This is a genomic window from Halomonas sp. LBP4 (assembly GCF_003202205.1).
Classification (GTDB): domain Bacteria; phylum Pseudomonadota; class Gammaproteobacteria; order Pseudomonadales; family Halomonadaceae; genus Halomonas; species Halomonas flagellata.
In genome coordinates, this window is sequence record NZ_PDOG01000004.1 from 459681 (window position 1) to 484178 (window position 24498).

Annotated in this window: 20 protein-coding genes and 1 other RNA gene; 10 read left to right on the forward strand and 11 right to left on the reverse strand. The window is 67.6% G+C overall.

Features of this window, described 5'->3' with window-relative positions:
* The first annotated feature begins 7 nt into the window (after positions 1 to 7).
* Together recF and gyrB are read left to right on the forward strand one after the other, a co-directional pair.
* Complete coding sequence (recF, locus tag CR157_RS15560; RefSeq protein ID WP_110284428.1) at positions 8 to 1123, forward strand: DNA replication/repair protein RecF; 1116 nt, start codon at positions 8 to 10, stop codon at positions 1121 to 1123.
* An 11-nt stretch (positions 1124 to 1134) separates the two neighbouring features.
* Complete coding sequence (gene gyrB / locus CR157_RS15565; protein WP_110284429.1) at positions 1135 to 3555, forward strand: DNA topoisomerase (ATP-hydrolyzing) subunit B; 2421 nt, start codon at positions 1135 to 1137, stop codon at positions 3553 to 3555.
* 206 nt (positions 3556 to 3761) lie between these two features.
* Here the strand turns inward: gyrB and gmhB are convergent, their stop codons facing one another.
* From gmhB to glyQ, 3 genes are all read right to left on the reverse strand, one after another.
* Positions 3762 to 4316: a D-glycero-beta-D-manno-heptose 1,7-bisphosphate 7-phosphatase gene (gene gmhB / locus CR157_RS15570; RefSeq protein ID WP_110284430.1), complete on the reverse strand. Its 555-nt coding sequence runs from the start codon at positions 4314 to 4316 to the stop codon at positions 3762 to 3764.
* A 472-nt stretch (positions 4317 to 4788) separates the two neighbouring features.
* A complete protein-coding gene (glyS, locus tag CR157_RS15575; RefSeq protein ID WP_110284431.1) occupies positions 4789 to 6855 on the reverse strand; it encodes a glycine--tRNA ligase subunit beta in 2067 nt (688 codons plus the stop codon).
* Positions 6856 to 6857: 2 nt separating this feature from the next.
* Positions 6858 to 7811 (reverse strand): glycine--tRNA ligase subunit alpha, encoded by a 954-nt coding sequence (gene glyQ / locus CR157_RS15580; protein WP_110284432.1) that lies wholly within the window; start codon positions 7809 to 7811, stop codon positions 6858 to 6860.
* A 102-nt stretch (positions 7812 to 7913) separates the two neighbouring features.
* Between glyQ and rfaD the strand changes: the two genes are divergently transcribed.
* Both rfaD and waaF read left to right on the forward strand, forming a co-directional pair.
* Complete coding sequence (rfaD, locus tag CR157_RS15585; protein ID WP_110284433.1) at positions 7914 to 8870, forward strand: ADP-glyceromanno-heptose 6-epimerase; 957 nt, start codon at positions 7914 to 7916, stop codon at positions 8868 to 8870.
* The gene (gene waaF / locus CR157_RS15590; RefSeq protein WP_110284434.1) at positions 8863 to 9921 is read left to right on the forward strand and encodes a lipopolysaccharide heptosyltransferase II; all 1059 of its coding nucleotides are present in this window, start codon (positions 8863 to 8865) and stop codon (positions 9919 to 9921) included. The genes rfaD and waaF overlap by 8 nt, the downstream gene beginning before the upstream one ends.
* 7 nt (positions 9922 to 9928) lie before the next feature.
* Here waaF and CR157_RS15595 read toward each other — a convergent pair whose 3' ends face one another.
* From CR157_RS15595 to CR157_RS15605, 3 genes are all read right to left on the reverse strand, one after another.
* Complete coding sequence (locus tag CR157_RS15595) at positions 9929 to 11602, reverse strand: sulfatase-like hydrolase/transferase (RefSeq protein ID WP_110284435.1); 1674 nt, start codon at positions 11600 to 11602, stop codon at positions 9929 to 9931.
* Between the two features lie 92 nt (positions 11603 to 11694).
* Positions 11695 to 12459: a glycosyltransferase family 2 protein gene (locus CR157_RS15600; protein WP_110284436.1), complete on the reverse strand. Its 765-nt coding sequence runs from the start codon at positions 12457 to 12459 to the stop codon at positions 11695 to 11697.
* Complete coding sequence (locus CR157_RS15605) at positions 12456 to 13559, reverse strand: glycosyltransferase family 9 protein (protein WP_258364194.1); 1104 nt, start codon at positions 13557 to 13559, stop codon at positions 12456 to 12458. The genes CR157_RS15600 and CR157_RS15605 overlap by 4 nt, the downstream gene beginning before the upstream one ends.
* A 38-nt stretch (positions 13560 to 13597) precedes the next feature.
* Between CR157_RS15605 and CR157_RS15610 the strand changes: the two genes are divergently transcribed.
* Together CR157_RS15610 and CR157_RS15615 are read left to right on the forward strand one after the other, a co-directional pair.
* Entirely contained in the window at positions 13598 to 14740 is a 1143-nt protein-coding gene (locus CR157_RS15610) for a glycosyltransferase family 4 protein (protein WP_258364195.1), read from the forward strand.
* Complete coding sequence (locus CR157_RS15615) at positions 14737 to 15774, forward strand: glycosyltransferase family 9 protein (RefSeq protein WP_110284438.1); 1038 nt, start codon at positions 14737 to 14739, stop codon at positions 15772 to 15774. The genes CR157_RS15610 and CR157_RS15615 overlap by 4 nt, the downstream gene beginning before the upstream one ends.
* On the opposite strand, the gene CR157_RS15620 is transcribed toward CR157_RS15615, so the two are convergent.
* Complete coding sequence (locus tag CR157_RS15620) at positions 15732 to 16478, reverse strand: 3-deoxy-D-manno-octulosonic acid kinase (protein ID WP_110284439.1); 747 nt, start codon at positions 16476 to 16478, stop codon at positions 15732 to 15734. The genes CR157_RS15615 and CR157_RS15620 overlap by 43 nt on opposite strands.
* On the opposite strand from CR157_RS15620, the gene CR157_RS15625 reads away from it, so the two are divergent.
* The 3 genes from CR157_RS15625 to waaA are packed head-to-tail and all read left to right on the forward strand — an operon-like array spanning position 16477 to position 20316.
* On the forward strand, positions 16477 to 17577 hold the full coding sequence (locus CR157_RS15625; protein ID WP_110284440.1) for a glycosyltransferase family 9 protein: 1101 nt from the start codon (positions 16477 to 16479) through the stop codon (positions 17575 to 17577). The two genes, CR157_RS15620 and CR157_RS15625, sit on opposite strands and share 2 nt — an antisense overlap.
* Complete coding sequence (hldE, locus tag CR157_RS15630) at positions 17567 to 18997, forward strand: bifunctional D-glycero-beta-D-manno-heptose-7-phosphate kinase/D-glycero-beta-D-manno-heptose 1-phosphate adenylyltransferase HldE (RefSeq protein WP_110284441.1); 1431 nt, start codon at positions 17567 to 17569, stop codon at positions 18995 to 18997. The genes CR157_RS15625 and hldE overlap by 11 nt, the downstream gene beginning before the upstream one ends.
* Entirely contained in the window at positions 18997 to 20316 is a 1320-nt protein-coding gene (gene waaA / locus CR157_RS15635) for a lipid IV(A) 3-deoxy-D-manno-octulosonic acid transferase (RefSeq protein ID WP_110284442.1), read from the forward strand. The genes hldE and waaA overlap by 1 nt, the downstream gene beginning before the upstream one ends.
* A 26-nt stretch (positions 20317 to 20342) precedes the next feature.
* Here the strand turns inward: waaA and rpiA are convergent, their stop codons facing one another.
* On the reverse strand, positions 20343 to 21017 hold the full coding sequence (gene rpiA, locus CR157_RS15640) for a ribose-5-phosphate isomerase RpiA (RefSeq protein WP_110284443.1): 675 nt from the start codon (positions 21015 to 21017) through the stop codon (positions 20343 to 20345).
* Between the two features lie 259 nt (positions 21018 to 21276).
* On the opposite strand from rpiA, the gene ilvA reads away from it, so the two are divergent.
* Positions 21277 to 22791 carry a threonine ammonia-lyase, biosynthetic gene (gene ilvA, locus CR157_RS15645; protein ID WP_110284444.1) on the forward strand — a complete coding sequence of 505 codons (1515 nt, stop codon included), beginning with the start codon at positions 21277 to 21279 and terminating at the stop codon, positions 22789 to 22791.
* A 398-nt stretch (positions 22792 to 23189) separates the two neighbouring features.
* Here the strand turns inward: ilvA and CR157_RS15650 are convergent, their stop codons facing one another.
* The 3 genes from CR157_RS15650 to CR157_RS15660 all read right to left on the reverse strand — a co-directional run bounded on the left by CR157_RS15650 (position 23190) and on the right by CR157_RS15660 (position 24360).
* A complete protein-coding gene (locus CR157_RS15650; protein WP_110284445.1) occupies positions 23190 to 23822 on the reverse strand; it encodes a 5-formyltetrahydrofolate cyclo-ligase in 633 nt (210 codons plus the stop codon).
* Positions 23823 to 23830: 8 nt separating this feature from the next.
* A non-coding RNA gene (gene ssrS, locus CR157_RS15655) (6S RNA) lies at positions 23831 to 24015 on the reverse strand.
* 45 nt (positions 24016 to 24060) lie between these two features.
* Positions 24061 to 24360: a cell division protein ZapA gene (locus tag CR157_RS15660; RefSeq protein ID WP_110284446.1), complete on the reverse strand. Its 300-nt coding sequence runs from the start codon at positions 24358 to 24360 to the stop codon at positions 24061 to 24063.
* Between the last annotated feature and the right edge of the window lie 138 nt (positions 24361 to 24498).

Here is a 24498-nt window from a genome sequence, read left to right on the forward strand (position 1 = left end):
CTACCCCATGCCACTCGATCGTCTCACCTTCCAGGGCCTGCGCAACCTGCAGGCCCTCGACCTTCGCCCCGGGCCCCGGATCAACCTGCTCACCGGAGCCAATGGCAGCGGCAAGACCAGCCTGCTGGAGGGCATCCATATCCTCGGCATGGGCCGCTCCTTTCGCACACGCCAGCTGCGTCACGTGATGGCCCATGACGCCGAGGCGTTGACCCTGCATGGGCGCCTCGCCGGGGATCCCCCCGTACCCTTCGGGGTGCGCCGCCATCGCGATGTCCCGGAGCTGGAGATGCGCCTCGCCGGCGAGCGAATCGGGCGTATCTCTCGGCTGGTCGAGACCCTGCCGTTGCAGTTGATCAACCCCGACGCCTTCCGCCTGCTCGAGGGGCCGCCGGCCGGTCGGCGCGAGTTTCTCGACTGGGGTGTGTTTCACGTGAAACATGAGTTCCTCGACATCTGGCAGCGAGCGCGGCGGGCGCTGAAACATCGGAATGCGCTGCTCAGGCATGGTAGAATGAACGATGGTTCCCTGCCGGTCTGGGAACAGGAACTGGTGCGCTGGAGCGAGCGCCTCGACGGCTTGCGGGCGGCCTGGATCGAAGCCTTCCTGCCGGTCTTCGAGGAGACCCTGGCAGGCCTGCTGCCGCTCCCGGACCTGCGACTTCGCTACTCGCGTGGCTGGGACCGGCGGCGCGAACTCGCCGATATCCTGCGCCAGGGACGGGAAACCGACCGGCAGATGGGGTTCACCCAACAGGGGCCGCAACGTGCCGACCTCGGCATTCGGCTGGGGCGGCGGCCGGCCGTGGAGGTGCTCTCGCGGGGCCAGCAGAAGCTGGTCGTCAGCGCCCTCAAGCTGGCCCAGGGACGACTGCTCGAGGCGAGCACGGGGCGAACCTGTGTCTACCTGATCGACGACCTCCCGGCCGAGCTGGACAGCGAGCATCGGCGCGTGTTCTGCGACTGGTTGGAGAGAATGCACTGCCAGGTATTCATTACCAGCGTCGATCACGACGCCCTGGTAGATCTGTGGCAACCCGAGACCCCGGTGACGATGTTTCACGTGAAACGTTCGAGTTCGGGCGAAGGGCAGTTGTTGCCACTGGACAGACAGACTTCATGACGGAGTAGTCAATGAGCGAACAGGCTTACGACTCATCGAGCATCAAGGTCCTCAAGGGGCTGGATGCCGTACGCAAGCGTCCCGGGATGTACATCGGCGACACCGATGACGGGACCGGCCTACACCACATGGTGTTCGAGCTGGTGGACAACTCCATCGATGAGGCCCTGGCTGGCTACTGCAGCGAGATCCGTGTGGTCATCCACCCCGACGAGTCGGTCACCGTCAGCGACAATGGCCGCGGCGTTCCCACCGATATGCATGAGGGAGAAGGGGTGTCGGCGGCCGAAGTGATCATGACGGTGCTCCATGCGGGGGGCAAGTTCGACGACAACTCCTACAAGGTATCGGGCGGGCTGCATGGCGTCGGCGTCTCGGTGGTCAACGCTCTGTCCGAGGAACTCAAGCTGACCATTTGGCGTGCCGGCCAGGTTCACGAGCAGATCTATGCCCACGGCGTGCCCCAGGCGCCCCTGGCGGTGGTCGGCAAGACCGAGAAAAGCGGCACCCGGGTGCATTTTCGGCCCTCGCCGAAGACCTTTGCCAATATCGAATTTCATTTTGATATCCTCGCCAAGCGATTGAGAGAGCTCTCTTTTCTCAATTCCGGCGTGGCCATCCGCCTGATGGATGAACGGAGTGGCAAGGAGGAACTCTTCCACTACGAGGGTGGCCTCAAGGCGTTCGTCGACCACCTGAACACCAACAAGACGGTACTCAACCCGGTGTTCCATTTCGAGGCCGAGCGCGAGGACGGCGTGGTCGTCGAGGTGGCGATGCAGTGGAACGACTCCTTCTCGGAGAATATCTTCTGCTACACCAACAACATTCCCCAGCGGGATGGCGGCACCCACCTGGCCGGTTTCCGTGCGGCCCTGACCCGCAGCCTCAATCACTATATCGAGGCAGAAGGGCTGCTCAAGAAGTCCAAGGTCAACACGTCCGGTGACGATGCCCGTGAGGGGCTGACGGCGATCATTTCGGTGAAGGTGCCGGATCCCAAATTCTCCTCCCAGACCAAGGACAAGCTGGTCTCCTCGGAGGTCAAGACCGCGGTGGAGCAGGAGATGGGGCGCCTGTTCTCCGAGTATCTGATCGAGAAGCCCAACGAGGCCAAGGCGATCGTCAACAAGATGCTCGATGCCGCCCGGGCCCGCGAAGCGGCGCGCAAGGCCCGCGACATGACACGGCGCAAGGGCGCGCTGGACATTGCCGGCCTGCCGGGCAAGCTGGCCGATTGCCAGGAGAAGGACCCGAGCCTCTCCGAGCTGTTCCTGGTCGAGGGTGACTCGGCCGGCGGCAGTGCCAAGCAGGGGCGCGATCGCCGCACCCAAGCGATCCTGCCGCTCAAGGGCAAGATCCTCAACGTGGAGAAGGCGCGCTTCGACAAGATGCTCTCATCGGCGGAGGTGGGCACCCTGATCACCGCGCTCGGCTGCGGCATCGGTCGCGAGGAGTTCAATCCCGACAAGCTGCGCTACCACTCGATCATCATCATGACCGATGCCGACGTGGACGGCTCCCATATTCGCACGCTGCTGCTGACCTTCTTCTTCCGCCAGATGTCGCAGCTGATCGAGCGTGGCCATGTCTTCATCGCCCAGCCGCCGCTCTACAAGATCAAGCGCGGCAAGCAGGAGAGCTACCTCAAGGACGAGCAGGCCCTGGTCGACTACCTGACCACCACGGCGCTGGACGGGGGGCGTCTCTACGTCAATCCGGACGCGCCGGGCATCAGCGGTGCGGGCCTCGAGAGTCTGGTCAACCAGTACCGCGACGTGATGAAGCGGATCGATCGCCTCTCCCGGGTCTATCCCAAGGAGGTACTGCGCCGAATCGTCCATGCGGCACACTTGGAAGGCGAAAGGAGCCTCAAGGACCGTGTCACCATGCAGAACTGGATCGAGTATCTGCAGGCGGAAATGGACGCCCTGGTGGCCTACGAGGGTGGCCCGCGCTACACCTTCCGGCTCGAGGAAGACAGCGAGCGTGGGCTCTTCCTGCCCGCCGTCTCCCTGACCGCCCATGGCGTGACCACCGACTATGTGTGGGGCATCGATTTCTTCACCAGCGCCGATTACCGCATCATTGCCAGTCTCGGCGAGACCCTGGATGGCCTGCTGGAGGAGGGAGCCTATGTGGCTCGCGGCGAGCGCCAGAAGCCGGTCTCCACCTTCTATCAGGCGCTGGAATGGCTGATGGGGGAGGCCCAGCGCGGTCTCTCTATCCAGCGCTACAAGGGGCTGGGCGAGATGAACCCCGACCAGCTGTGGGACACCACCATGAATCCGGAGACGCGGCGCATGCTGCGGGTTTCCATCGAGGATGCGGTGGCCGCCGACATGATGTTCAACACCCTCATGGGCGATGAGGTGGAGCCACGCCGTGACTTCATCGAACGCAACGCCCTGGTGGCCAACCTGGACGTCTGAGCCGAGGTGTTTCACGTGAAACACTCCTGAGCGCCGCGCGCCAAGGCCGAACAAAAACCCCGCAGGCTGCTTGCCTGCGGGGTTTTTGTCTGTCAGGAGCACTTACACTGCATTGCTTGCAGCTTGCAGCTTGCAGCTTGCAGCTTGCAGCTTGCAGCTTGCAGCTTGCAGCTTGCAGCTTGCAGCTTGCAGCCTGCAGCCTGCAGCTATCGGGTATCGAGGAGCCAGTCGACGAAGGCCGCCAGGTCGTCGAAGACAAGAACATCGTCCAGGCCCTTGCCATTGGCCAGTGTGCGTTCCCCCTTGCCCGTCCTGACCAGCACCGGGCGGCAACCCAGCGGTTCGCCGGCCTGCAGGTCTCGCAGGCTATCGCCGACCATCCAGCTGCCCGCGAGGCTCTCGAGCTCCAGGGCATCGCGAATCTGCTCGAGGAGCCCGGGCAGCGGCTTGCGACAATCGCAGTCATCCTCGGGGCCATGCGGGCAGTAGGCGATATGGGCGATCTCGCCACCGGCCGCGGCGACTCGCCGCCTGAGCTCCTCGTGCATGGCGGCCAGGGTGGCTTCGTCGTAGAAACCGCGGGCGATACCTGACTGGTTGGTGGCCACCGCGACGGTCCAGCCGGCCCGGGTCAGCCGGGCGATGGCGGCAATGGCGGAGGGGTAGGGGAGCCATTCGTCGAGGGACTTCACGTAAGAGTCGGAATCTCGGTTGATGACGCCGTCACGGTCGAGGATCACGAGCTTGGGTGGGTTGGCCATGGGGAGGTCACGAATCAGTCGCTGGGGGTGCCCAGTGTTTCACGTGGAACATCCGGTTGCCAAGCGACGGAGAGAGATGCAGGGCTATCGCAATTGACTGTCGCGCGGGGCGTTCGGGGGCAGGCCGAAGAGGAGGTCCTACGCCAGGGGGAGGCAGATTCCGCCGAGCGGGTTGGCCATCCATGGCCAAATACCGGCCCTACAAGCGGAGCAGGATGCGAAAGCGCAGCAGGGCGTCGGTAGCAATGGGAGGAGTTAACAGCGCCTCCTCGCAGGCCTGCCGGCGGATCAGCCCCGAGCAATGCTGCTATCTGCGATTGCCCTGGGGAGAGGCCGGAGGATGTTCCACGTGAAACATCCCATGTCGGAGAGGCGCCTGGTGGAGGGGCAGCGGGGGCACATGTGCAACAGGACCAGGGCATGAAAATGGCCGGCGAATCCATCTCGCCGGCCCTGTGCGAGGGGAGTCCGGTTACTGCTGCAGCTGGGCGATATCGGCGACTTCCAGGAACAGCGCCTGCAGGCCCGCGAGCAGTGACAGCCGGTTGCGACGGACCGCCTCGTCCTCGGACATGACCATGACCTGGTCGAAGAAGGTGTCGACCGGTTCGCGCAGGCTCGACAGGGCGTCCAGTGCCTCGCGGTACCGCCCCTCGGCGAACAGCGGCATCACCGTTTCGCGGCGTTCGGCGAGGGCCGCATGGAGGGCCTTCTCGGCGGCTTCCTCGAGCAGTGCGGCATCCACCCGTGTCGAGCCGTCGTGCTCCTGCTTGGCGAGGATATTGGAGACCCGCTTGTTGGCGGCGGCCAGGGCGGCGGCTTCCTCGCGGCTGGCGAAGGCGTGTACCGCCCGCAGGCGACGGGCGAAGTCGAGAGGCCGAGTGACCGGGCGTGCCCGCACGGCGAGATAGATCTCGGCCTCGATGCCCTCGTCCTGGCCCCAGGCGCGGAAGCGGTCGAGCATGTAATCGAGCACCTCATCGACCAGGGACTCGGCATAGGGCAGTTCCTGGTGCTGGGCGGCCGCCAGTTCGAGCAGCTCGCGCAGGTCGAGGGCGAGCTCGCCCTTGATCAGGATGTTGAGCACACCGATGGCGGCACGGCGCAGGGCGAAGGGGTCCTTGGTGCCGGTGGGCCGCTGGCCGATGCCGAAGATGCCGGTCAGGGTGTCGAGGCGGTCGGCCAGCGCCAGGGCCAGGCCGGTACGGGTGCGGGGGATCTCGTCGCCGGCGAAGCGGGGCAGGTACTGCTCTTCCAGGGCCTCGGCCACATCCTCGGGTTCGCCGTCGTGGGTGGCGTAGTAGCGGCCCATGGTGCCCTGCAGCTCGGGGAACTCCAGCACCATCTCGGTGACCAGGTCGCACTTGGCCAGCTCCGCGGCACGCCGGGCATGAGCCACGTCGCCGTCGATGCGGCCGGCGATGAAGGCGGCCACGGCGGCGGTGCGGTGCGCCTTGTCGGCCAGGGTGCCGAGCTGTTTCTGGAACACCACGCCGGAGAGCCCGCCGATGTGGCTGGCCAGTGGCCGCTTGCGGTCGGTGTCGTAGAAGAAGGCGGCGTCGGCCAGGCGCGGGCGGATCACCTTCTCGTTGCCCTCGATCACCTGTTGGGGGTCCTGGCTGTCGATATTGGAGATGGTGATGAACAGCGGCTTCAGGCCACCCTGCTCGTCGAGCAGGTGGAAGTATTTCTGGTTGGTCTTCATCGAGGAGATCAGGCACTCCGCCGGCACCTCGAGGAAGCGCTCGTCGAAGCTGCCGGTCAGGGCCACCGGCCACTCGACCAGGCCGCTGACCTCGGTGAGCAGTTCCTCGTCGATCACCGCCAGGCCATCCTGGACCTCGGCCTCGGCCAGCACCTGCTCGCGGATGCGCTCGCGGCGCTTGTCGCGGTCGGCCAGTACCCAGGCGGTCTCCAGCACGGCGAGGTAGTCGTCGGCATGGGCCAGTTCGATGGCGTCGGGCGCATGGAAGCGATGCCCGCGGGTGGTGCGGCCGGCGCGAAGGCCCAGGGCCTCGGCTTCGACCACCTCACTGCCGTAGAGCATCACCAGCCAGTGGACTGGACGGGAGAACTCGACCCGGGAGGCCCCCCAGCGCATGTTCTTGGGCACCGGCAGGGCGCCGATCGCCTTCTCGACGATGGCGGGCAGCAGGGCGGTGGTGGCCTCGCCCGGCTGTCGCTCGCGGTGGCCGAGCCATGTGCCCTTGTCGGTCTCCAGGTGGATCAAGTCGTCGACGATGACGCCGCAGGAGCGGGCGAAGCCCTCGGCGGCCTTGGTCGGCTGGCCGTCCTTGAAGGCCGCGGCCAGCGCCGGGCCGCGCCGCTCGATCTCCCGGTCGGGCTGCTTGTCGGAGAGTTCACGGATCTGGACCGCCAGGCGTCGCGGGCTGGCATAGGCGAGCACCTCGCCGAAGGTGACCTCGGCCTCGGTCAGGCCGCGGCGGATGCCTTCGGCCAGGGCGTCGGAGAGGGTGTCGATGGCGCTCGGTGGCAGCTCCTCGACGCCCAGTTCAACCAGTAGGGTGTTGGCAGCCATGCTCATGCGTCTCCCTGTTCGGCGTCGGCCAGCAGTTCGTTGCGCAGGGCCTCGGGGGCCAGCGGGAAGCCGGCGGCCTTGCGTGATGCGTAATAGGCGTGGGCCACGTCACGGGCCATGGTGCGAACCCGCAGGATGTAGCGCTGGCGTTCGGTGACCGAGATGGCGTGACGGGCGTCCAGCAGGTTGAAGGTGTGCGAGGCCTTGAGCACCTGCTCGTAGGCGGGCAGTGGCAGGGACGCCTCGAGCAGCTTGGTGCACTCCCGCTCCTGGTGGTCGAAGGCAGCGAACAGCGCCGGCACGTCGGCGTGCTCGAAGTTGTAGGCAGACTGCTCGCGCTCGTTCTGCAGATAGACGTCGCCGTAGCTGACGCGGGTGCCATCCGGTGCCATGGTCCAGACCAGGTCGTAGACGCTGTCGACGTCCTGCAGGTACATGGCGATGCGCTCGAGGCCGTAGGTCAGCTCACCGGTGACCGGGTAGCACTCCAGGCCGCCGGCCTGCTGGAAATAGGTGAACTGGGTCACCTCCATGCCGTTGAGCCAGACTTCCCAGCCCAGCCCCCAGGCACCGAGGGTGGGAGACTCCCAGTTGTCCTCGACGAAGCGGATGTCGTGCACCAGCGGGTCGAGGCCCAGGCGCTTCAGCGAGCCCAGGTAGAGCTCCTGCAACTCGGCGGGGGATGGCTTCATCACCACCTGGAACTGGTAGTAGTGCTGCAGGCGGTTGGGGTTCTCGCCGTAGCGGCCGTCGGTGGGCCGGCGGGAGGGCTGTACGTAGGCGGCATTCCAGGTCTCGGGGCCGATGGAGCGCAGGAAGGTGGCCGGGTGGAAGGTGCCGGCACCGACTTCCATGTCCAGGGGCTGCAGGATCACGCAGCCCTGTTCGGCCCAGTACTGCTGCAGGGCGAGGATCAGGCCCTGGAAGGTTGCCACGTCTGGCGTCGACTGTGTCATTGCGAAAGCACCGTTGGCCATGAATTCACGAGGCGTCAAGTATACAATCACAGGCAGATCGGTTATAGGCGCAGTCCGCTGTGCCCCAACGAGGACATCCCAATGATCGTAGTGACAGGCGGAGCCGGCTTCATCGGCTCGAATCTGGTCAAGGCACTCAACGCCCGCCGCCGCGACGACGTGCTGGTGGTCGACGACCTCTCCGACGGCACCAAGTTCGTCAACCTGGCCGACTGCACCCTCGGCGACTACCTGGACAAGGACGACTTCCGCGCCCGGGTCGAGGCGGTGTTGCGCGGCGAACCCTCCAGGCTGCCGCCGATCGAGGCGATCTTCCACGAGGGGGCCTGCTCCGACACCACCGAGTGGGACGGCCGCTTCATGCTCGACAACAACTTCGAGTACTCGAAGGTGCTGCTGCACTTCTGCCAGCGGCAGGGCATTCCCTTCCTCTACGCCTCCTCGGCGGCCACCTACGGCGGCAGCGAGGTGTTCGTGGAGGCACCGGAGCACGAGAAGCCGCTCAACGTCTACGGCTACTCCAAGCTGCTGTTCGACCAGTACGTGCGGGCGCGCTGGGATGACTTCCAGAGCCAGGTGGTGGGCTTTCGCTACTTCAACGTCTATGGCCCCCGCGAACAGCACAAGGGCAAGATGGCCAGCGTCGCCTACCACCACCACACCCAGGTGAGCGCCGGCGAGAATCTCAAGCTGTTCGGCGCCTGGGACGGCTATGAAGCGGGCATGCAGAGCCGCGACTTCGTCTACGTGGGCGACGTGGTCGACGTCAACCTGTGGTTCCTGGACCACCCGGAGCGGTCCGGCATCTTCAACCTGGGGACCGGCCGCGCCGAGCCGTTCAAGGCGATCGGCGAGGCGGTAATCGGCTTCCACGGCAAGGGCGAGATCGAGTACATCGACTTCCCCGAGGAACTCAAGGGACGCTACCAGAGCTACACCCGGGCCGATATCTCGCGGCTGCGCGAGGCCGGCTATGACCGCGAGTTTCGTACCGTCGCCGAGGGGGTACGCGAGTACCTGGAGTGGCTGCATGGCTGAGGCCGGTACCGCGCCCCCGCCGACGGGCGAGCGGATCCTGGTGGTGGGACCTTCCTGGGTGGGTGACATGGTCATGGCCCAGAGCCTGCTGATGACCCTCAAGGCGCGTCATCCCGGTTGCCGGATCGGCGTGGTGGCCCCGGCCTGGTCGCGGCCGATCCTCGAGCGCATGGCGGAGGTCGACGAGGTGGCGTGTCTCGAGACGGGCCACGGCGAGTTCGGCTGGCGGGCCCGGCGGGCACTGGCCAGGGATCTGCGCGGACGCTTCGATCGAGCCATCGTGCTGCCGCGCTCCTGGAAGTCGGCCCTGGTGCCCTTCCTGGCAGGCATTCCACGGCGTATCGGTTTCACCGGCGAACAGCGCTATGGCCTGCTCAATGACCGCCGCCGGCTCGACAAGACGGTGCTGGACCAGACCGTCAAGCGCTTCGTCGCCCTCGGCCTGCCCGCCGTGCAGGCCGAGCCGGGGACCTTTGCCATTCCCCCTCCGCGGCTCGCCGTCGATGCCGACAACCTCGATGAATTGCGCGCGGCCCTCGGGCTCTCGTCGCGGCCCGCCATCGGCATGATGCCGGGAGCGGAATACGGCCCGGCCAAGCAGTGGCCGCTCGCCTACTTCCGCGAACTGGCCGCACGGCTCGTGACCGAAGGCTTCGAGGTCAGGGTCCTGGGGGGGCCAAAGGACGAGGCCGCCGGCGAGACGATCAGCGCGGGACAGGCCCATGTGCACAACCTGTGCGGACGCACCCGGCTGGCCGATGCGGTGGACCTGCTGGCGGACTGCCGCCAGGTGGTCACCAACGATTCGGGCCTGATGCATGTGGCGGCCGCCGTGGGCACCCGGGTCCAGGCGATCTATGGCTCCTCCTCGCCACGCTACACTCCGCCGCTGACCGACAATGCCGAGATCCATTATCTCGGCCTCTCCTGCTCGCCCTGTTTCGAGCGGACCTGCCCGCTCGGGCATACCCACTGTCTGGTGCAGTTGCCTCCGGAGCGTCTGCTGAAGGCGGTGCTGGCGTCGACCGAGACGGTCATCGCCCGGGGGTAGCTGCGGTTCACTGCACCATGGCGGGCTCCTCGCCGGTGGCATCCTCCGGGTTCTCCACGACCTGCTCCTGCTCCGGCGGCGCTTCCTCGGGCGGCCGCTCGGGTACCAGCCCATCCCACATGTGTTTCTGCAGCGCCGTCTCTTCGCGTAGACGGTCGTTGACGAGCTCCCTGTCGTACAGTTCCAGCAGGGTCGGAGAGGAGGAGAGCAGCGAGGCACCCAGGCCGGCACGGTTATCCTCGATCTCGAACCCCATGGCCTCGAGCACGGTCGGCAGGACGTCGAGCATAGAGGACTCACGCCGCACCCGGCCCAGCGGGACCTCGGGGCCCAGCAGCATGAAGGTGTTGTCTCGTTCGTCGCGGATCAGGTCGTCCCATGCCGAGACGCGCATGGTCAGGTGGTCGCTGGCGATCACCACCAGGGTGTTCTCCAGCAGGCCCTCGGCCTCGAGCCGCTCGACCAGGTTCCGGGCCAGCCAGGCCGAACACTCGACCGAATAGAGGATGTCGGCACCATCGAATTCGCCCTGGCGATCGATGCAGCTCTGCGCCGGATAGCCGTAGGGCGCGTGGCCGGACAGGCTCAGGGTGACGACGCCCCAGGGGTCGCCGGTCTCGTCCAGGCGGCGAATCTCCTCCAGGGTGAAGGCGTAGAGGGAGTCGTCGTATAGCCCCCAGTTGTTGAGATACTCGGGATCCTCGAGCCGCGGGCGCAGCTCCTCACGGCCCAGCACGGTATCGAAGCCGTGGTCCTCGTAGAAGACACCCTTGCCGGCGAAGGCCGTGCTGGCGCCGCCCAGGTAGGCGAGTCGATAGCCCTGGTCGGCGAGCAGGTCGCCGAGGCAGTCGATGCCGGGCACCACCTGGCCCAGGGGCTCGAACTGGCTGTCGTGGAGCAGGCCGGCGGGCATCAGTGGCGTGCCGCACTGGCTGGCGATCATGCCGGCCATGGTCCAGCCGGTGTTGTCGAGCTGGCGCACGGCCTCGAAGACCCGTCCCTGCTCGCCGAGGGCTTCCAGATCGGCATAGGCATCGCCGAAGCGCTCGCGGTCGCCGTAGGTGCGCTCGATGCTCTCCAGGTAGAGCAGCAGCAGGTTGGGCGGGTCCGCGGGGGCCTGCCGGATCACCGGCGCGACATAGCGGCGCTCCAGCCAGGCGCCGTCGTCGGTGACGATGGCGGCCCCGCGCTGGGTGATGCCGAAGAGCAGGGGGTTGCTGGCCAGCAGGCCCAGGGCCAGCAGACGCTCCCAGAGCCGCCAGCGGTGATCCCTCCTGATCAACCAGGTGAAGGAGGCGAGCAGTGCGACCATCGACAGGTTGTAGAGCACCGCGGCCAGCTTGCGGTCGACGCCGCCGTGATCGGTCATGCCCGCCTGCAGGTGGAAGAACACCGCTCCCAGGTCGACGTTGCCGAAGCTGGCGGCCAGGTAGACATAGAGCCCCCAGAGGGCGATGGGCAGCAGCGACCAGGGCCAGACGCGGACCGGCGGACGCGGATGGCGCGGTGCCCCCCAGCGCAGCAACCAGCCCAGCCCGAGCCAGGCGCCGGCGATCGGCACCAGGCCCCAGGGGGGCAGCAGGGTCACGGTCACGGCGGCATGGCCGATCCACAGCCCGATGACGAGCAGGACCCACCAGCGAGGTCGGCGCAGGGGGGCGAGGGTGGCAGGGAGGGGCATGACGATATCCCGGTTGGGTTCGCGGTTAGCTTATCAAGGCGGAGCAGCGGGATGGAGCCCCGGCCGCCTTTGCGGCGCGGCCGGGGCTCCCGTCACTCATCGTCCCGGTGACTGTCGTTCTCGTACAGTTCGTTGAGCTTGGCGTACTTCATGTAGGCATGGAAGGCGGTAGTGATGGCCACGGTCAGGCCATCGGCCCCCTGGAGGATGCCGCCCTTGAGGATCAGCTTGCGCAGGGTCGCGCTCGCGGCATGCAGGGCGGGCCGCCACGCCGAGGGGGTGACCCCTCGCTCCTTCATGGCCCAGGCATCCCGGGTGGACAGCTGATCGATACGCTGTATCCAGTGGGAGAGGCCATCGTAGGTGAAGTGACGGATGTGCGCGCCGGTATCCTGGACCCTGGGTGCGCGCACCGAGGCGTGGCCCTTCTTCGGCAGGTAGCCCGAGGTGGTGCGGTTGTAGAGCCGGACCACCCTGTCCGGGTAGAACCCCGCCGCCCTGATCCAGTGGTTGGCGCAGAAGTTGCGGCGGTTGAAGCGGTAGGCCAGGGCGGGATCATCCAGCGTCAGGGCCTGGATGGCGGCCACCGCATCCTCCTCCAGCCGCTCGTCCGCATCCAGGCTGAGGATCCAGTCGTTGGCGGCATGGGGAACGCCGTGGGCCTTCTGGGGGCCGTCACCGAGGTATTCCTGCAGCAGGACCCGCGCTCCCTTGCCTTCGGCGATGCGGACGGTGTCGTCCTGGCTCAGCGAATCGACGACGATGATCTCGCTGCAGACCCGCTGCAGGGAGTCGATGCAGGCGGCGATCCGCTGCTGCTCGTTGAGCGTGATGACGATGCCGGTGATGGGCTTCATGGCGCGGGCTCGTTGATGGTGAGTGTCTGGATGTGGTGCGCGATTTGCTCTGCCGCCGCCTGCAGGTCGATGCTCGTCATGTCGGTCTCGTCGGCGCCATGCGGTGGGCTGAAGGCCAGGCGATGGGCCCGGGCATTGCAGGTCTGCCAGCGCAGGGGGGTGGCCGAGCGTCGAGCCGGGTAGAAGCCCGCCGTGGGGCGATCCAGGCAGCCGGCGATATGCAGGGGGCCGGTGGAGCCGGCAATGAACAGGTCCGCCGCCGCGAGGCTCAGGGCGAAATCATCGAGCCCCTGGCGGGGCGGTAGCCGAGTGGCGTAGAGTCCCTCGGCGACGAGCCGGTCGCACAATGCATCGGCCGTCGCCTCTTCCCCCGGCCCCGCGGTCAGCAGCCAGGTCGGTCGTGGGGCGGACGCCGTCGCGAGGCGCGATTCGACCTCGCGGATCAGCTCGTCATACTGGTCGAGCGACAGGTTTACCGCCGAACCGCCGCTGCCGGGATGCACGAAGATCCAGGGGCGCCTGGCGTCGAGGCCGAGCTCACCCGCGAGACGGGCGCGCTGGGCGTCGCGGGTGCCGTCGGGCAGCGGCCAGAAGGGGGGGGCCGGGCGTGGTGGCAGGGGGTGGCCGAGCTCGTCGAGCAGGCCTTCGGCCAGCTCCAGGTTGTAGACGTACTCGGGCTTCTCCGAACGCGACCTGCGCTGGGTGATGCGTCGGTTGTAGAATAGCTGGGCCCACTTGGTGGCCGGGGCGAGGCGCAGCGGTATGCCGGCCCGCCAGCCCAGCCAGCCGATACGCGGGGTGGAGAAAAGCGTCAGCAGGGCGTCGAAGCGGCCGTCGCGCAGCCTGGTCAGCAGTTCGCGTCGGCCATCGGCCCCGGCGTCATCGCCCGGGTCGAGCAGCACCTCGTCGATCCAGGGACAGAGCCTGGCGATCGGGGCGGTGTAGGCCGGCACCAGCACGCTCACATGGGCGGCCGGGTCGGCTGCCTTGAGGCAGGCCAGTGCCGGCCAGGCCAGCATGAAGTCACCGAGCTTGTCGTTGCGAACCACCAGCAGGCGGGAGCGGCGTTCGTCCATGGCAGTGGCGGAAATTATCGTCATCCGGGCTCCCGGGCCCCGATACCGGAAAGGAGTCAACCTTGTCCCACAAGGTCATGCATATCTGCCTCTCGCACGGCTGGGGCGGACTGGAAATGTATCCTTCGCGGATTATACCCGAGCTGAAGCGTCAGGGGTGGGAGCCCCATGGCCTGGCCCTGTCCGGCTCGCGTGTCGCCGCGAGCCTGGAGGAGGCCGGCATCACGCCGCTGCAGGTACCGACCCAGGGCCGGGCACTCTTGGCGATGGCACGGATCCTCGCCTACCTGAAGGCCAATGACATTCGCGTGCTGCACTGCCACAAGTCCAGCGACCTGCGCCTGGGCGCGCTGCTGTCGACCCTTCGGCCGGGGCTGAGGCTCTTCTTCACCGACCACATGGGCGTCACGCGGCCGAAGAAGGACCCCTACCACCGTTGGGCCTACGGGCGCGTCACCCGGCTGTTCGCCATCAGCGAGGCGACCCGCCAACGCAACCTGGCCGCCTTTCCGCTGCCGGCCGCGCGGATTCGCCGGCTCTACCTGGGGATCGATCCGGCAGCCTATGCGCCTCGCCTGTCGAGCGAGGCGCGCGAGGCACTGCGGCGCGAGCTGGGCCTTCCCGAGAGGGCCGTGGCGATCGGCCTGCCGGGGCGGCTCACCCCGGGCAAGGGGCAGGCGGCATGGGTCGAGGCCCTGGCGCGACTGGCCGACGGTTGGCCCGATCTGGCCTGGCACGGGGTGCTGATCGGCGGCCTGACGGCCGGTGAGGGCAGCAACGAAGACTACGTGGCGGCGCTCCGGGAGCGTGTCGCCGCGCTGGGCCTCGAGGGACGGGTCACCTTCGCCGGCTTTCGCCGCGACCTGCCAAGGTTGTTCGAGGCCCTCGATATCGTCTGCGTCCCCTCGCGCAACGAGGCCTTCGGGCTGACGGTGATCGAGGCCATGGCCGCCGGCAAGGCGGTCATCGGTGCCGATAGCGGCGCCATACCCGAGCTGATCGATGTCGACAACGGTCGCCTGGCATCGCCGGAAGCGCCCGATGCCTGGGCCGGGGCCATGGCCGAACTGGCCGCCGACGCGGGCCTGCGCCGACGGCTGGGCGAGTCGGCCCGGCGGCGGATACGCAAGGACTTCACCCTCGAGGCCCATGTGACGGCCCTGATCGAGGAGTACGCAGGGAACGAAGGGGAACTCGAGAGATGAAGGCGTGGATCGAGAAGGGCGGCTACCTCAATACGCGAGGACGTCGCTGGCTCTCCCGGCTCCACGTGGAGCAGGTTCGGCGGATCCTGGTGATCCGCCAGTGTGCCTTCGGGGACTACATGGCGGCCCGTCCCTTTCTGGTGGAGCTGCGCCGCTTCTTTCCCGGGGCGCATATCATCCTGAGCACCGTCAGCAAGTACCGGTATGCGGTGCCTGAAGATCTGGTCGACGAGGTCCATGTGCTGGACACCCGCGGTGGACCAGGCGAGCAGTGGCGTTCGCTGAGGGCGGTGGGCGAGGTCGACGTACTCTTCGACCTCGCCGATACCTCTCGCTCGCGTCTGCTGACCCTGATGACGACCGCACAGGTCAAGCTTGGCTTCCCTTATCGTCGGGTTTTCAACCACCTGCTCTTCGATGTGGGCATCCTGCGCTCGGATTTCCATTACGAGGCCGAAGTGCTGCTGGATTTCCTCAAGATCATGGGGCACAAGCCGCGCTATCCCCTGGAGTTCGCCATGCCGCGGCATCGACGCGCCCAGGCCGACCCATGTATCGCCTACTTTCCCTTCGCGTCGAGGGCGGAGAAGTCGCTGTCGCTGAGCACCTGGTGCGAGGTGATCGAGCAGGCGGCCGAGACGTTTCCACACTATCGCCATGTATTGCTGGAGGGGCACAAGGCGAAGGAGTCCGGCGATTTCCTGGCCGAGGTGGCGGCACGGCACGACAACGTCGAGATCCAGCCGCGGATGGGGCTCGATCGACTGGCGCCCTGGATGGCGAAGGCGAGCGTGCTGGTATGCGGTGATACCGGGGTGCGCAACCTGGCCCTGGCGACCCATACGCCGACCCTGGGCATCTTCTTCATGACGGTGCCGTTCCGCTATTGGCCCCGCTACGAGGATTGCCATGAGGCCGTGTTTCATCGGGACGGCCAGGTACCCGGCAGGATGGATATCCTCCAGGGGCTGGAGGAACTGCTGCAGCGTGTCTATCCGGAGCGTGGCGTGCCACGCGAACTCGGCGTCTCGTAGCCCCGCCGAATGGCGGCCATGGCCGCGTCGGCATCGAATTTCGCCAGCGAGCGCTGCAGGCGCTCGAGATTGGCTGCCCGCCAGGGGCCAGGGGCTCGCAGCCGGCAGCGATCGAGGTCGATCAGCCAGACCCGGTCGCGCTCGTCGACGAGCAGGTTGCGGGCGTTGAGGTCCACATGGTCGAGGCCGGCGTCGTGGAAGCGACGGACCGTGGCGCCGACGGTTTCCAGCAGGGGGGTGTGGTACCCTTCCCCGGCCAGGCGTGCGGCCAGGGCGCGGGCCCCGGGAAGACGCTCCGTGATCAGCGCCGCCTCGTAGGTGACGCCATGCCGGGTCACGCCGGCGGCCACCGGGCGCGGGACCGGCAGGCCACGCGAGAAGAGCTCGGCGGTCAGGCGCAGTTCGCGGAAGGCGCGGGTGCGCTCGAGACCGGTCCACAGGTAGCGGGCACTGCTGATCCGGGCGATCAGGCCGCCGCGGCGATAGGGGCGCAGCACCCACTGGCCGCGCCCGGCATCGAGAAACAGGCTGGCGCCGCGGCCGGGTGCCTCGCCGACGACACGACCCTCTCGCCGCCAATGGTCGGGATCGAAGGCCTGCGGGCTAATCGGCGGACCGGTTTGTGGCGCCCGGCAGGCGTCACATAAACTGTCCGCATCATATAGAATGGAAACCTTTCCCGTTCGAAATGTTGCCAAGCGCATGAAGCATCCTCTGCCTGCCCAACCTCGGCACATCGGCGTGCTGCGACTCTCCGCCCTGGGCGATGTCTGCAACCTGGTGCCGACGGTACGCGCCCTGCAGCGCCAGTGGCCCGAGGCGCGTATCACCTGGATCATCGGCAAGGGCGAGCACAGTCTACTGGCCGGCCTCACCGGGGTCGAGTTCGTCGTCTACGACAAGGCCACCGGCGTGGCCGGCATGCGCCGGCTGTGGCGCGAGCTGGCGGACACCCGCTTCGACGTCCTGCTGCACATGCAGCAGGCGCTGCGCGCCAGTGTCCTCTCCCTGGGATTGAAGGCCGGGGTGCGGGTGGGCTACGACAAGGCCCGCGCCAAGGACGCCCAGCACTGGTTCACCCATCGCCGGCTCGCGCCCCACCCCCGGGCCCATGTGCTGGAGTCGTTCCTGGACTTCGCCCGCCTGCTGGGGGTCGAGGACCTCTCACTGGAATGGGACCTGCCGGTGCCCGCGGCCGCCTTCGACGAGGCCCTCGCCCTGACCGGCGATGCCGCCTACCTGCTGATGAGCCCCTGTGCCAATCCCCGGCTGCGCAACTTCCGCAACTGGTCTGCCGAGGGCTATGCGGCCGTGATCGAGCACGCCTGGGTTCAGCACGGGCTGAAGGCGGTGCTCACCGGCGGCGGCAGCACCCAGGAGCGCGAGATGGGCGAGCGCATCCAGGCCCTCAGCCGGCCGGAGGCGGTGATCGATGCCATCGGCGGCACCTCGCTCAAGGGGCTGCTGGCGCTGATCGCCCGGGCCCGGGCCGTCGTCGCGCCCGATTCCGGGCCGGTGCACATGGCCAATGCCCTGGGCGTGCCGGTGGTGGGGCTCTATGCCACCACCAACCCCGATCGCGCCGCTCCCTACCTGTGGCGCGAGTTCGTGGTCGATCGCTATCCGGAGGCGGTACGTGCCTACCTGCACAAGGCGCCGGAGACGCTTCCCTGGGGCCAGCGGGTACGCCACCCCGATGCCATGTCGCTGATCCGCGCCGAGGACGTGATCGAGCGACTCGACACCCTGCTCGCCGACACCACCGCTCACCAGGACACGGAGTCCCCTGCCGATGAAGCTTGATCTGACTGCCATGGAACACTCGCGCCTGCTGGTGGTGGGTGATGTGATGCTCGACCGCTACTGGCACGGGGGCACCTCGCGCATCTCGCCGGAGGCGCCGGTGCCGGTGGTGCGCGTGGAGGAGGCCGAGGACCGGCCCGGCGGCGCCGCCAACGTGGCGCTCAATATCGCCTCCCTGGGGGCCCATGCCGCCCTGGCCGGCATGGTCGGTGACGACGACAACGCCGACCGCCTGGGCAGCCGCCTGGAGAGCTCCGGAGTGAGCACTCACTTCGAACGCAGCCCCGGCATTCCCACCATCACCAAGCTGCGGGTGATGAGTCGCAACCAGCAGCTGATCCGCCTGGACTTCGAGCAGGGCCTCGGCGAGGTGGACACCTCGGGGCTGCTGGCACGGGTCGAGGCGGCCCTGCCCGACTGCGACCTGGTGATCCTCTCCGACTACGGCAAGGGCACCCTCAACCGGGTCGAGGCGCTGATCCGCCTGGTACGCGGCGCCGGCAAGCGGGTACTGGTCGACCCCAAGGGCGGCGACTTCCATCGTTACCGCGGGGCCAGCGTGATCACCCCCAACCTGACCGAATTCGAGGCCGTGGTGGGGCACTGCCGTGACGATGCCGAGCTGGCCGCCAGGGGGGAGGCGCTGCGCACCGAACTCGAGCTCGAGGCACTGCTGATCACCCGCAGCGAGAAGGGCATGACCCTGATCCGCGGCGACCACGAGCCGCTGCACCTGCCGACCCGGGCCCGCGAGGTCTATGACGTCACCGGTGCCGGCGACACCGTGATCGGCGTACTGGGGCTGGCGCTGGCCGCCGGCCACGGCTTCCCCGAGGCGATGACCCTGGCCAACCTGGCCGCCGGTCTGGTTGTCGCCAAGCCGGGCACCGCCACGCTCTCCATTGCCGAGCTCTACACCGCCCTGCACGGCGACAAGCTGGCCGAGTTCGGCGCCATCGAGGAAGGCCCGCTGATCGAGGCGGTGCGTGCCGCCCAGGCCCGCGGCGAGCGGGTGGTGATGACCAACGGCTGCTTCGATATCCTGCACGCCGGCCACGTGGCCTACCTGGAGCAGGCCCACAAGCTAGGCGACCGGTTGATCGTGGCGGTCAACGACGACGCCTCCATCGCCCGGCTCAAGGGCCCCAAGCGGCCCATCAACCCGCTGCCGCGGCGCATGCAGGTGCTGGCCGGCCTGGGGGCCGTGGACTGGGTGGTCGCCTTCGCCGAGGACACCCCGCAGCGGCTGATCGAGGCGGTGTTGCCGGACGTGCTGGTCAAGGGCGGCGACTATCGCCCCGAGCAGATCGCCGGCGGCGCGGCCGTGCGTGAGGCAGGTGGCGAGGTGAAGGTGCTGGGCTTCGAGGACGGCGTCTCCACCACGGCGATGATCTCCACCATCCTCGACCGCGAGACCTGATGGCCGCTCGCCAGCCGGCCCAGCGGGGAGCCCCCTGGGCGCGCCGGCTCTACTCGGCGGTCCTCTACGGGCTCGCGCCGCTGATCTGGTGGCGGGTCTGGCGCGAACGGCTGCCCGGCCGACCCCGGCGGGAACGACTGGGCCAGCTGTCTCCCGTGCCGGCCGGCGAGCGAACGATCTGGCTGCACTGTGCCTCGGTGGGCGAGGTTCAGGCCGCCCGGCCACTGATCGAGGCGCTGCTGGCGCACTACCCGGGGCATCACCTCACCGTCACCACCATGACTGCCACCGGCGCCGAGCGCGTGCAGGCGTTGCGCGAGGCGCTAGCGAAACCCGGCGAAGCGCCACGCCTTCGTCATGCCTTCGTGCCGCTGGACTTCCCCGGCGCGGCGAAACGCTTCGTCGCCCGTCTCCGCCCGGAGCTGGCGCTGTTCTTCGAGACCGAGCTGTGGCCCAACCTGCTGCACGCCTGTCGGCGTCGAGGCGTCCCGGTGGCGGTGGTCAATGGCCGGCTGTCGCCCCGGGCCTTCCGGGGCTATCGCCGCCTGCGTCCGCTGATGCGGGACGCCCTGAGCCGGGTGGACTGGCTGGCCGCCAAGTCCGCCGCCGACGCCGAACGCTTCCGGGCGCTGGGCATGGCGCCGGCGCTTACCCGGGTGGTGGGGTCGCTGAAATTCGACATCTCGCCGGATGGCGGGGCTATCGAGGTGAGTGAGCGCTTGCGCACGCGGCTGGGCGAGCGCCCCGTCTGGGTGGCCGGCTCCACCCACCCCGGCGAGGACGAGCAGCTGCTGGCCGCCCATGCCCGGCTGCGCGAGACGCTGCCGAGCGCCCTGCTGGTCCTGGTGCCCCGCCATCCCCGGCGCTTCGACGCCGTGGCCGCGCTCTGCCGGGAGCAGGGGCTGGCGCTGGCACGACGCTCCCGCGATGAATGGCCGGCCGCCGATACGGCCGTCTACCTGGGCGACACCATGGGCGAGCTGCTCGCCCTCTACGGCGCGGGCGACCTGGCCTTCGTCGGCGGCAGCCTGGCGCCGATCGGCGGCCACAACCTGCTCGAGCCCGCTGCCATGGGCGTGCCGGTCCTCACCGGCCCCGGGCTCGCCAACTTCGAGGACGTGGCCGAGGTGTTGCGCGAGGCCGGGGCCCTGGTGGAAGTGGCCGACGGCGAGGCGCTGGCCGGGACCCTGGTCCGACTGCTCGCCGACCGGAGTGAATGTCGGCGCCTGGCCGACGCCGGGCGCCGGGTGGTGGCGGCCAACCGTGGCGCCCTGGCGACCACCCTGGAGGGCCTGGCGACGCTGCTGCCTGGTGAGTAAGTGCTCACTCGCGAGGGGTGCCGGCCTCAGGCCGGGGTGAGCCGCTCGACGCCGCTCGAGGTGCCCAGCAGCAGCACGTCGGCGCCGCGGGCGGCGAACAGGCCGTTGGTGACCACGCCGACGATGGCGTTGAGACGCGTCTCCATGGCGACCGGGTCGTCGATCATGAACTCGAAACAGTCGATGATCTGGTTGCCGTTGTCGGTGACCACACCCTGGCGGTAGACCGGATCGGCCCCCAGCTTGACCAGTTCCCGGGCCACGTAGGAGCGCGCCATGGGGATCACCTCCACCGGCAGCGGAAACTCACCCAGTCGATCGACCTTCTTGGAGGCATCGGCGATGCAGATGAATGTCTCGGCGCAGGCGGCGACGATCTTCTCGCGGGTCAGGGCCGCCCCGCCGCCCTTGATCATGTGCAAGTGAGCGTTCACTTCGTCGGCGCCGTCGATGTAGAAGGGGATGCTGCCCACGCTGTTGAGTTCGAACACCTCGATGCCGTGGCCGCGCAGGCGCTCGGCGCTGGCCTCGGAGCTGGCCACCGCCCCCTTGAAGTCGTGGCGCAGGGCGGCCAGGCGGTCGATGAAGAGGTTGGCGGTGGAGCCGGTGCCGATGCCGAGCACCGTATCGTTCTCGAGCGAGGGGGCGATCTCGTCGATGGCGGCCGCGGCCACGGCATCCTTCAGTTCGTCCTGGGTCATGCAAACGTTCTCCGGTGGCTGGAAGTGGGCGCCATTATAGGCCAGCGAGCGTCCCCTGCCGATGTCAGGGGGCGGTAACGCTCGAGGCTGATCCGGCGCCTCTCGCCCTCAGCTGCTGCGATGACCCCACGGGGGCCGGCAGCGCCATAGCCCAAGGATGGAAGGGGCTGCGCTGGACGCCATGCCTCCGGGAATGCTACCAATAGGGGTTCTCTGCACTGCAGCACAGCCCTCCGCGCCATTCCTCTGGGACATCAGGATGCTAGAAGCCACCGTCAAGAAGATTCTCCAGGCCCGGGTCTATGAAGCCGCCCGGGAAACGCCGATCTCCCCGGCCCCCTTCCTCTCTCGCCGCTTCAACAACCAGATCCTGATCAAGCGCGAGGACCTGCAGCCGGTCTTCTCCTTCAAGATTCGTGGCGCCTACAACAAGATGGCCCAGCTCAGCGAGGAGCAGAAGGCCAAGGGCGTGATCGCCGCCTCCGCCGGCAATCATGCCCAGGGCCTGGCCATGGCCGCCAAGCTGATGGGCGTCAAGGCGGTGATCGTGATGCCGCGCATCACCCCGGACATCAAGGTCCAGGCGGTGCGCGCCCGCGGGGCCCGGGTGGTGCTCAGGGGCGACGCCTTCGCGGCGGCCGCCGAGCATGCCCAGGAGCTGATCGAGGAGCACGGTTACACCTACATCCCGCCCTTCGACGACATCGACGTGATCGCCGGCCAGGGCACCGTGGCCATGGAGATCCTGCACCAGCATGCCGGCCCGCTGGACGCCATCTTCGTGCCGGTGGGCGGCGGCGGCCTGATCGCCGGCGTGGCGGCCTATATCAAGTACCTGCGGCCCGACATCAAGGTGATCGGCGTCGAGGCCGAGGACAGTGCCTGCCTCAAGGCGGCCCTGACGGCCGGCAAGCGGGTGGTGCTGGAGCAGGTCGGGGTCTTCGCCGAGGGCGTGGCCGTGGCCCAGATCGGCAAGGTGCCCTTCTCCATCATCCGCGACCTGATCGACGACGTCATCACCGTCAATACCGACGAGATGTGCGCGGCGGTGAAGGACATCTTCGAGGACACCCGGGCGGTGTCCGAGACCTCCGGCGCCCTGTCGCTGGCCGGGCTCAAGAAGTACATCCAGCAGACCGGGGCCGAGGGCCAGACGTTGCTGTGCATCAACTCCGGGGCCAATACCAACTTCGACCGGCTGCAGCACATCGCCGAACGCACCGAACTCGGCGAGCAGCGCGAGGCGATCCTGGCGGTGACCATCCCCGAACGGCCCGGCAGCTTCAAGAAGTTCTGCAAGACCATCGGCAAGCGCATGGTCACCGAGTTCAATTACCGCTATGCCGACCCGGAGAACGCCCATATCTTCGTCGGCGTGCAGGTCAAGCCCGGTGGCGAGGACCGCCAGGCGGTAATCGAGAAGTTGTGCGATGCCGGCTACCCGGTGGAGGACCTCACCGACAACGAACTGGCCAAGCTGCATATCCGCCACCTGGGCGGCGGCCGGCCGAAGGAGAGTTTCGACGAGGAGGTCTACCGCTTCGAATTCCCCGAACGCCCGGGAGCGTTGATGAACTTCCTGACCCACCTGCCCCAGGACTGGAACATCTCGCTGTTCCATTACCGTAACCACGGTGCCGCCTACGGTCGGGTACTGGTGGGGATGCAGGTGCCCAATGGCGACCGTTCCCATGTCGAGGAGTACTTCGACGAGATCGGTTATCGCTACTGGAAAGAGTCGGACAATTCCGCCTACCGGTTGTTCATGGCCTGAAGGGGCAGGCCGCCGCTGTGTAAGCACTGACTCACTGCGCAGGCGAGAATTGCCAAGTGTTTAAAAATGTAACCCCTGCGTGATGAAGGTTGTCATCGTGCAGGTGGTAGCCCTATAGTCACAGCGTTGCCGAGGCCTGATTGGCTGCAGGAGGCGACACCTTGACAAGGTCCTTACCACCACTCTTCCGACCCCTTGTGGTCGAGTCTCCAACGGAGTAGGCAATGAAGCGCAAGCCCGATCTGGTCATGGCACTGCTGCTGGTCTTCGGCATCGGCGTCGTGGCAACCGGCTATGCCCAGGCGCTGGTCGGCAGCTAGTACGACGCCGGCTGACAGCGCCATGACCAGAACCGCAAGACGACACGGGCCGATGCAGCGCATCGGCCCGTTCGCGTATCAGGGACGGATGATGCGCGCATCACTGACGATGGCGTCCAGCGGCACATCCCAGGGGGCGACCGGCAATCGCTCGACACGCTGGCAGTCGTGGGCCAGGCCGATCAGCCGCGGGCGTGGCCCCGGGCGACGGGTGAAGGCCAGGGTACGGTCGTAGAAGCCGCCGCCCATGCCCAGGCGCTGGCCGTCGTCATCGAACCCGACCAGTGGCAGCAGGATCAGGTCCAGCGCCCAGGCCGCACGTCGCCGGGCACGATGGGCGCCATGGCGGGTATCGGGCTCGGGAATGCCAAAGCGATTTGCCGTCATCGGGGTGTCGGCATGGTAGTGGACGAACCACAGCGCATTGTGGGAGAGCGGCTTGAGGACCGGCAGGTGCACGCGGGCATTACGCTCCCGGAACCAGGAGATCAGCCCCGTGGGATCGATTTCGCCATCATTGGGCAGGTAGAGGGCCACACGCCGGGCGCGCCGGACCTCGGGGAGTTGCTTGAGCCGCCGACACAGCCGCCGGGAGGCGTCGCGATGCTGGCGCGGTGTCAGGGCACGCCGTCGTCGCCGCAACTCGCGGCGTAGCTCGTGACGGGGGCCGTCGAAGGCAAGAGGTGCGGCAAGATCCTGCATGGTGGTCATGTCGGACGAGGTTCCCCAGAGTGCCGCTGTCGTTCTGGCCCTTGAACCCAGTGGTTCAAGGTGGGTGGCCGCAGCCGAACCGTCAGGCTTTCCGACGCACGGACATGCACACGGGTCCGGCTAGCATATGGCCCCCTGGGTATTGCGCATAGGCTCGAGGGACGATAACGACTGGCAAACACCCCAGGGAACACCTTCATCCTACCAGAGCCACGGACAGGGCCAAAGTGCTGATTGCCTATCGGCGAGGCGTGTCGGCGAGGGCCTGGTCGAGCCGGGCGCTCAGCTGGTTCAGGTTCTGCTCGCCCTCGCGCTGGGCATCGAGCGTCTCGAGCAGCTCGTTGGTGATGTTCAGCGCCGCCATGATGGCGATCTTCTCGGCACCCAGGACCTTGCCACGGGCATGGATGCCATCCATGGCCCGGTCCAGATAGCGGGCGGCGCGCTCGAGCTTGGCCTGCTCGTCTGGTGGGCAGGCGATGACGTAACTACGCCCCAGCAGGGTGATTTCGGTGGTCGGCCGCGAGGCATCGGTCATGACGGGCTCCGGTTCGGTCCAGTCGGGCGGGGGCGATGGCCGCGCCTCCCGGTGGCCCGATGCGTTAACATCCAGGAATGGAATCGATTCGATCCTCACTATAAGAGAGCCGTTCTCGGGCGGTCAACGCGCCCCGGA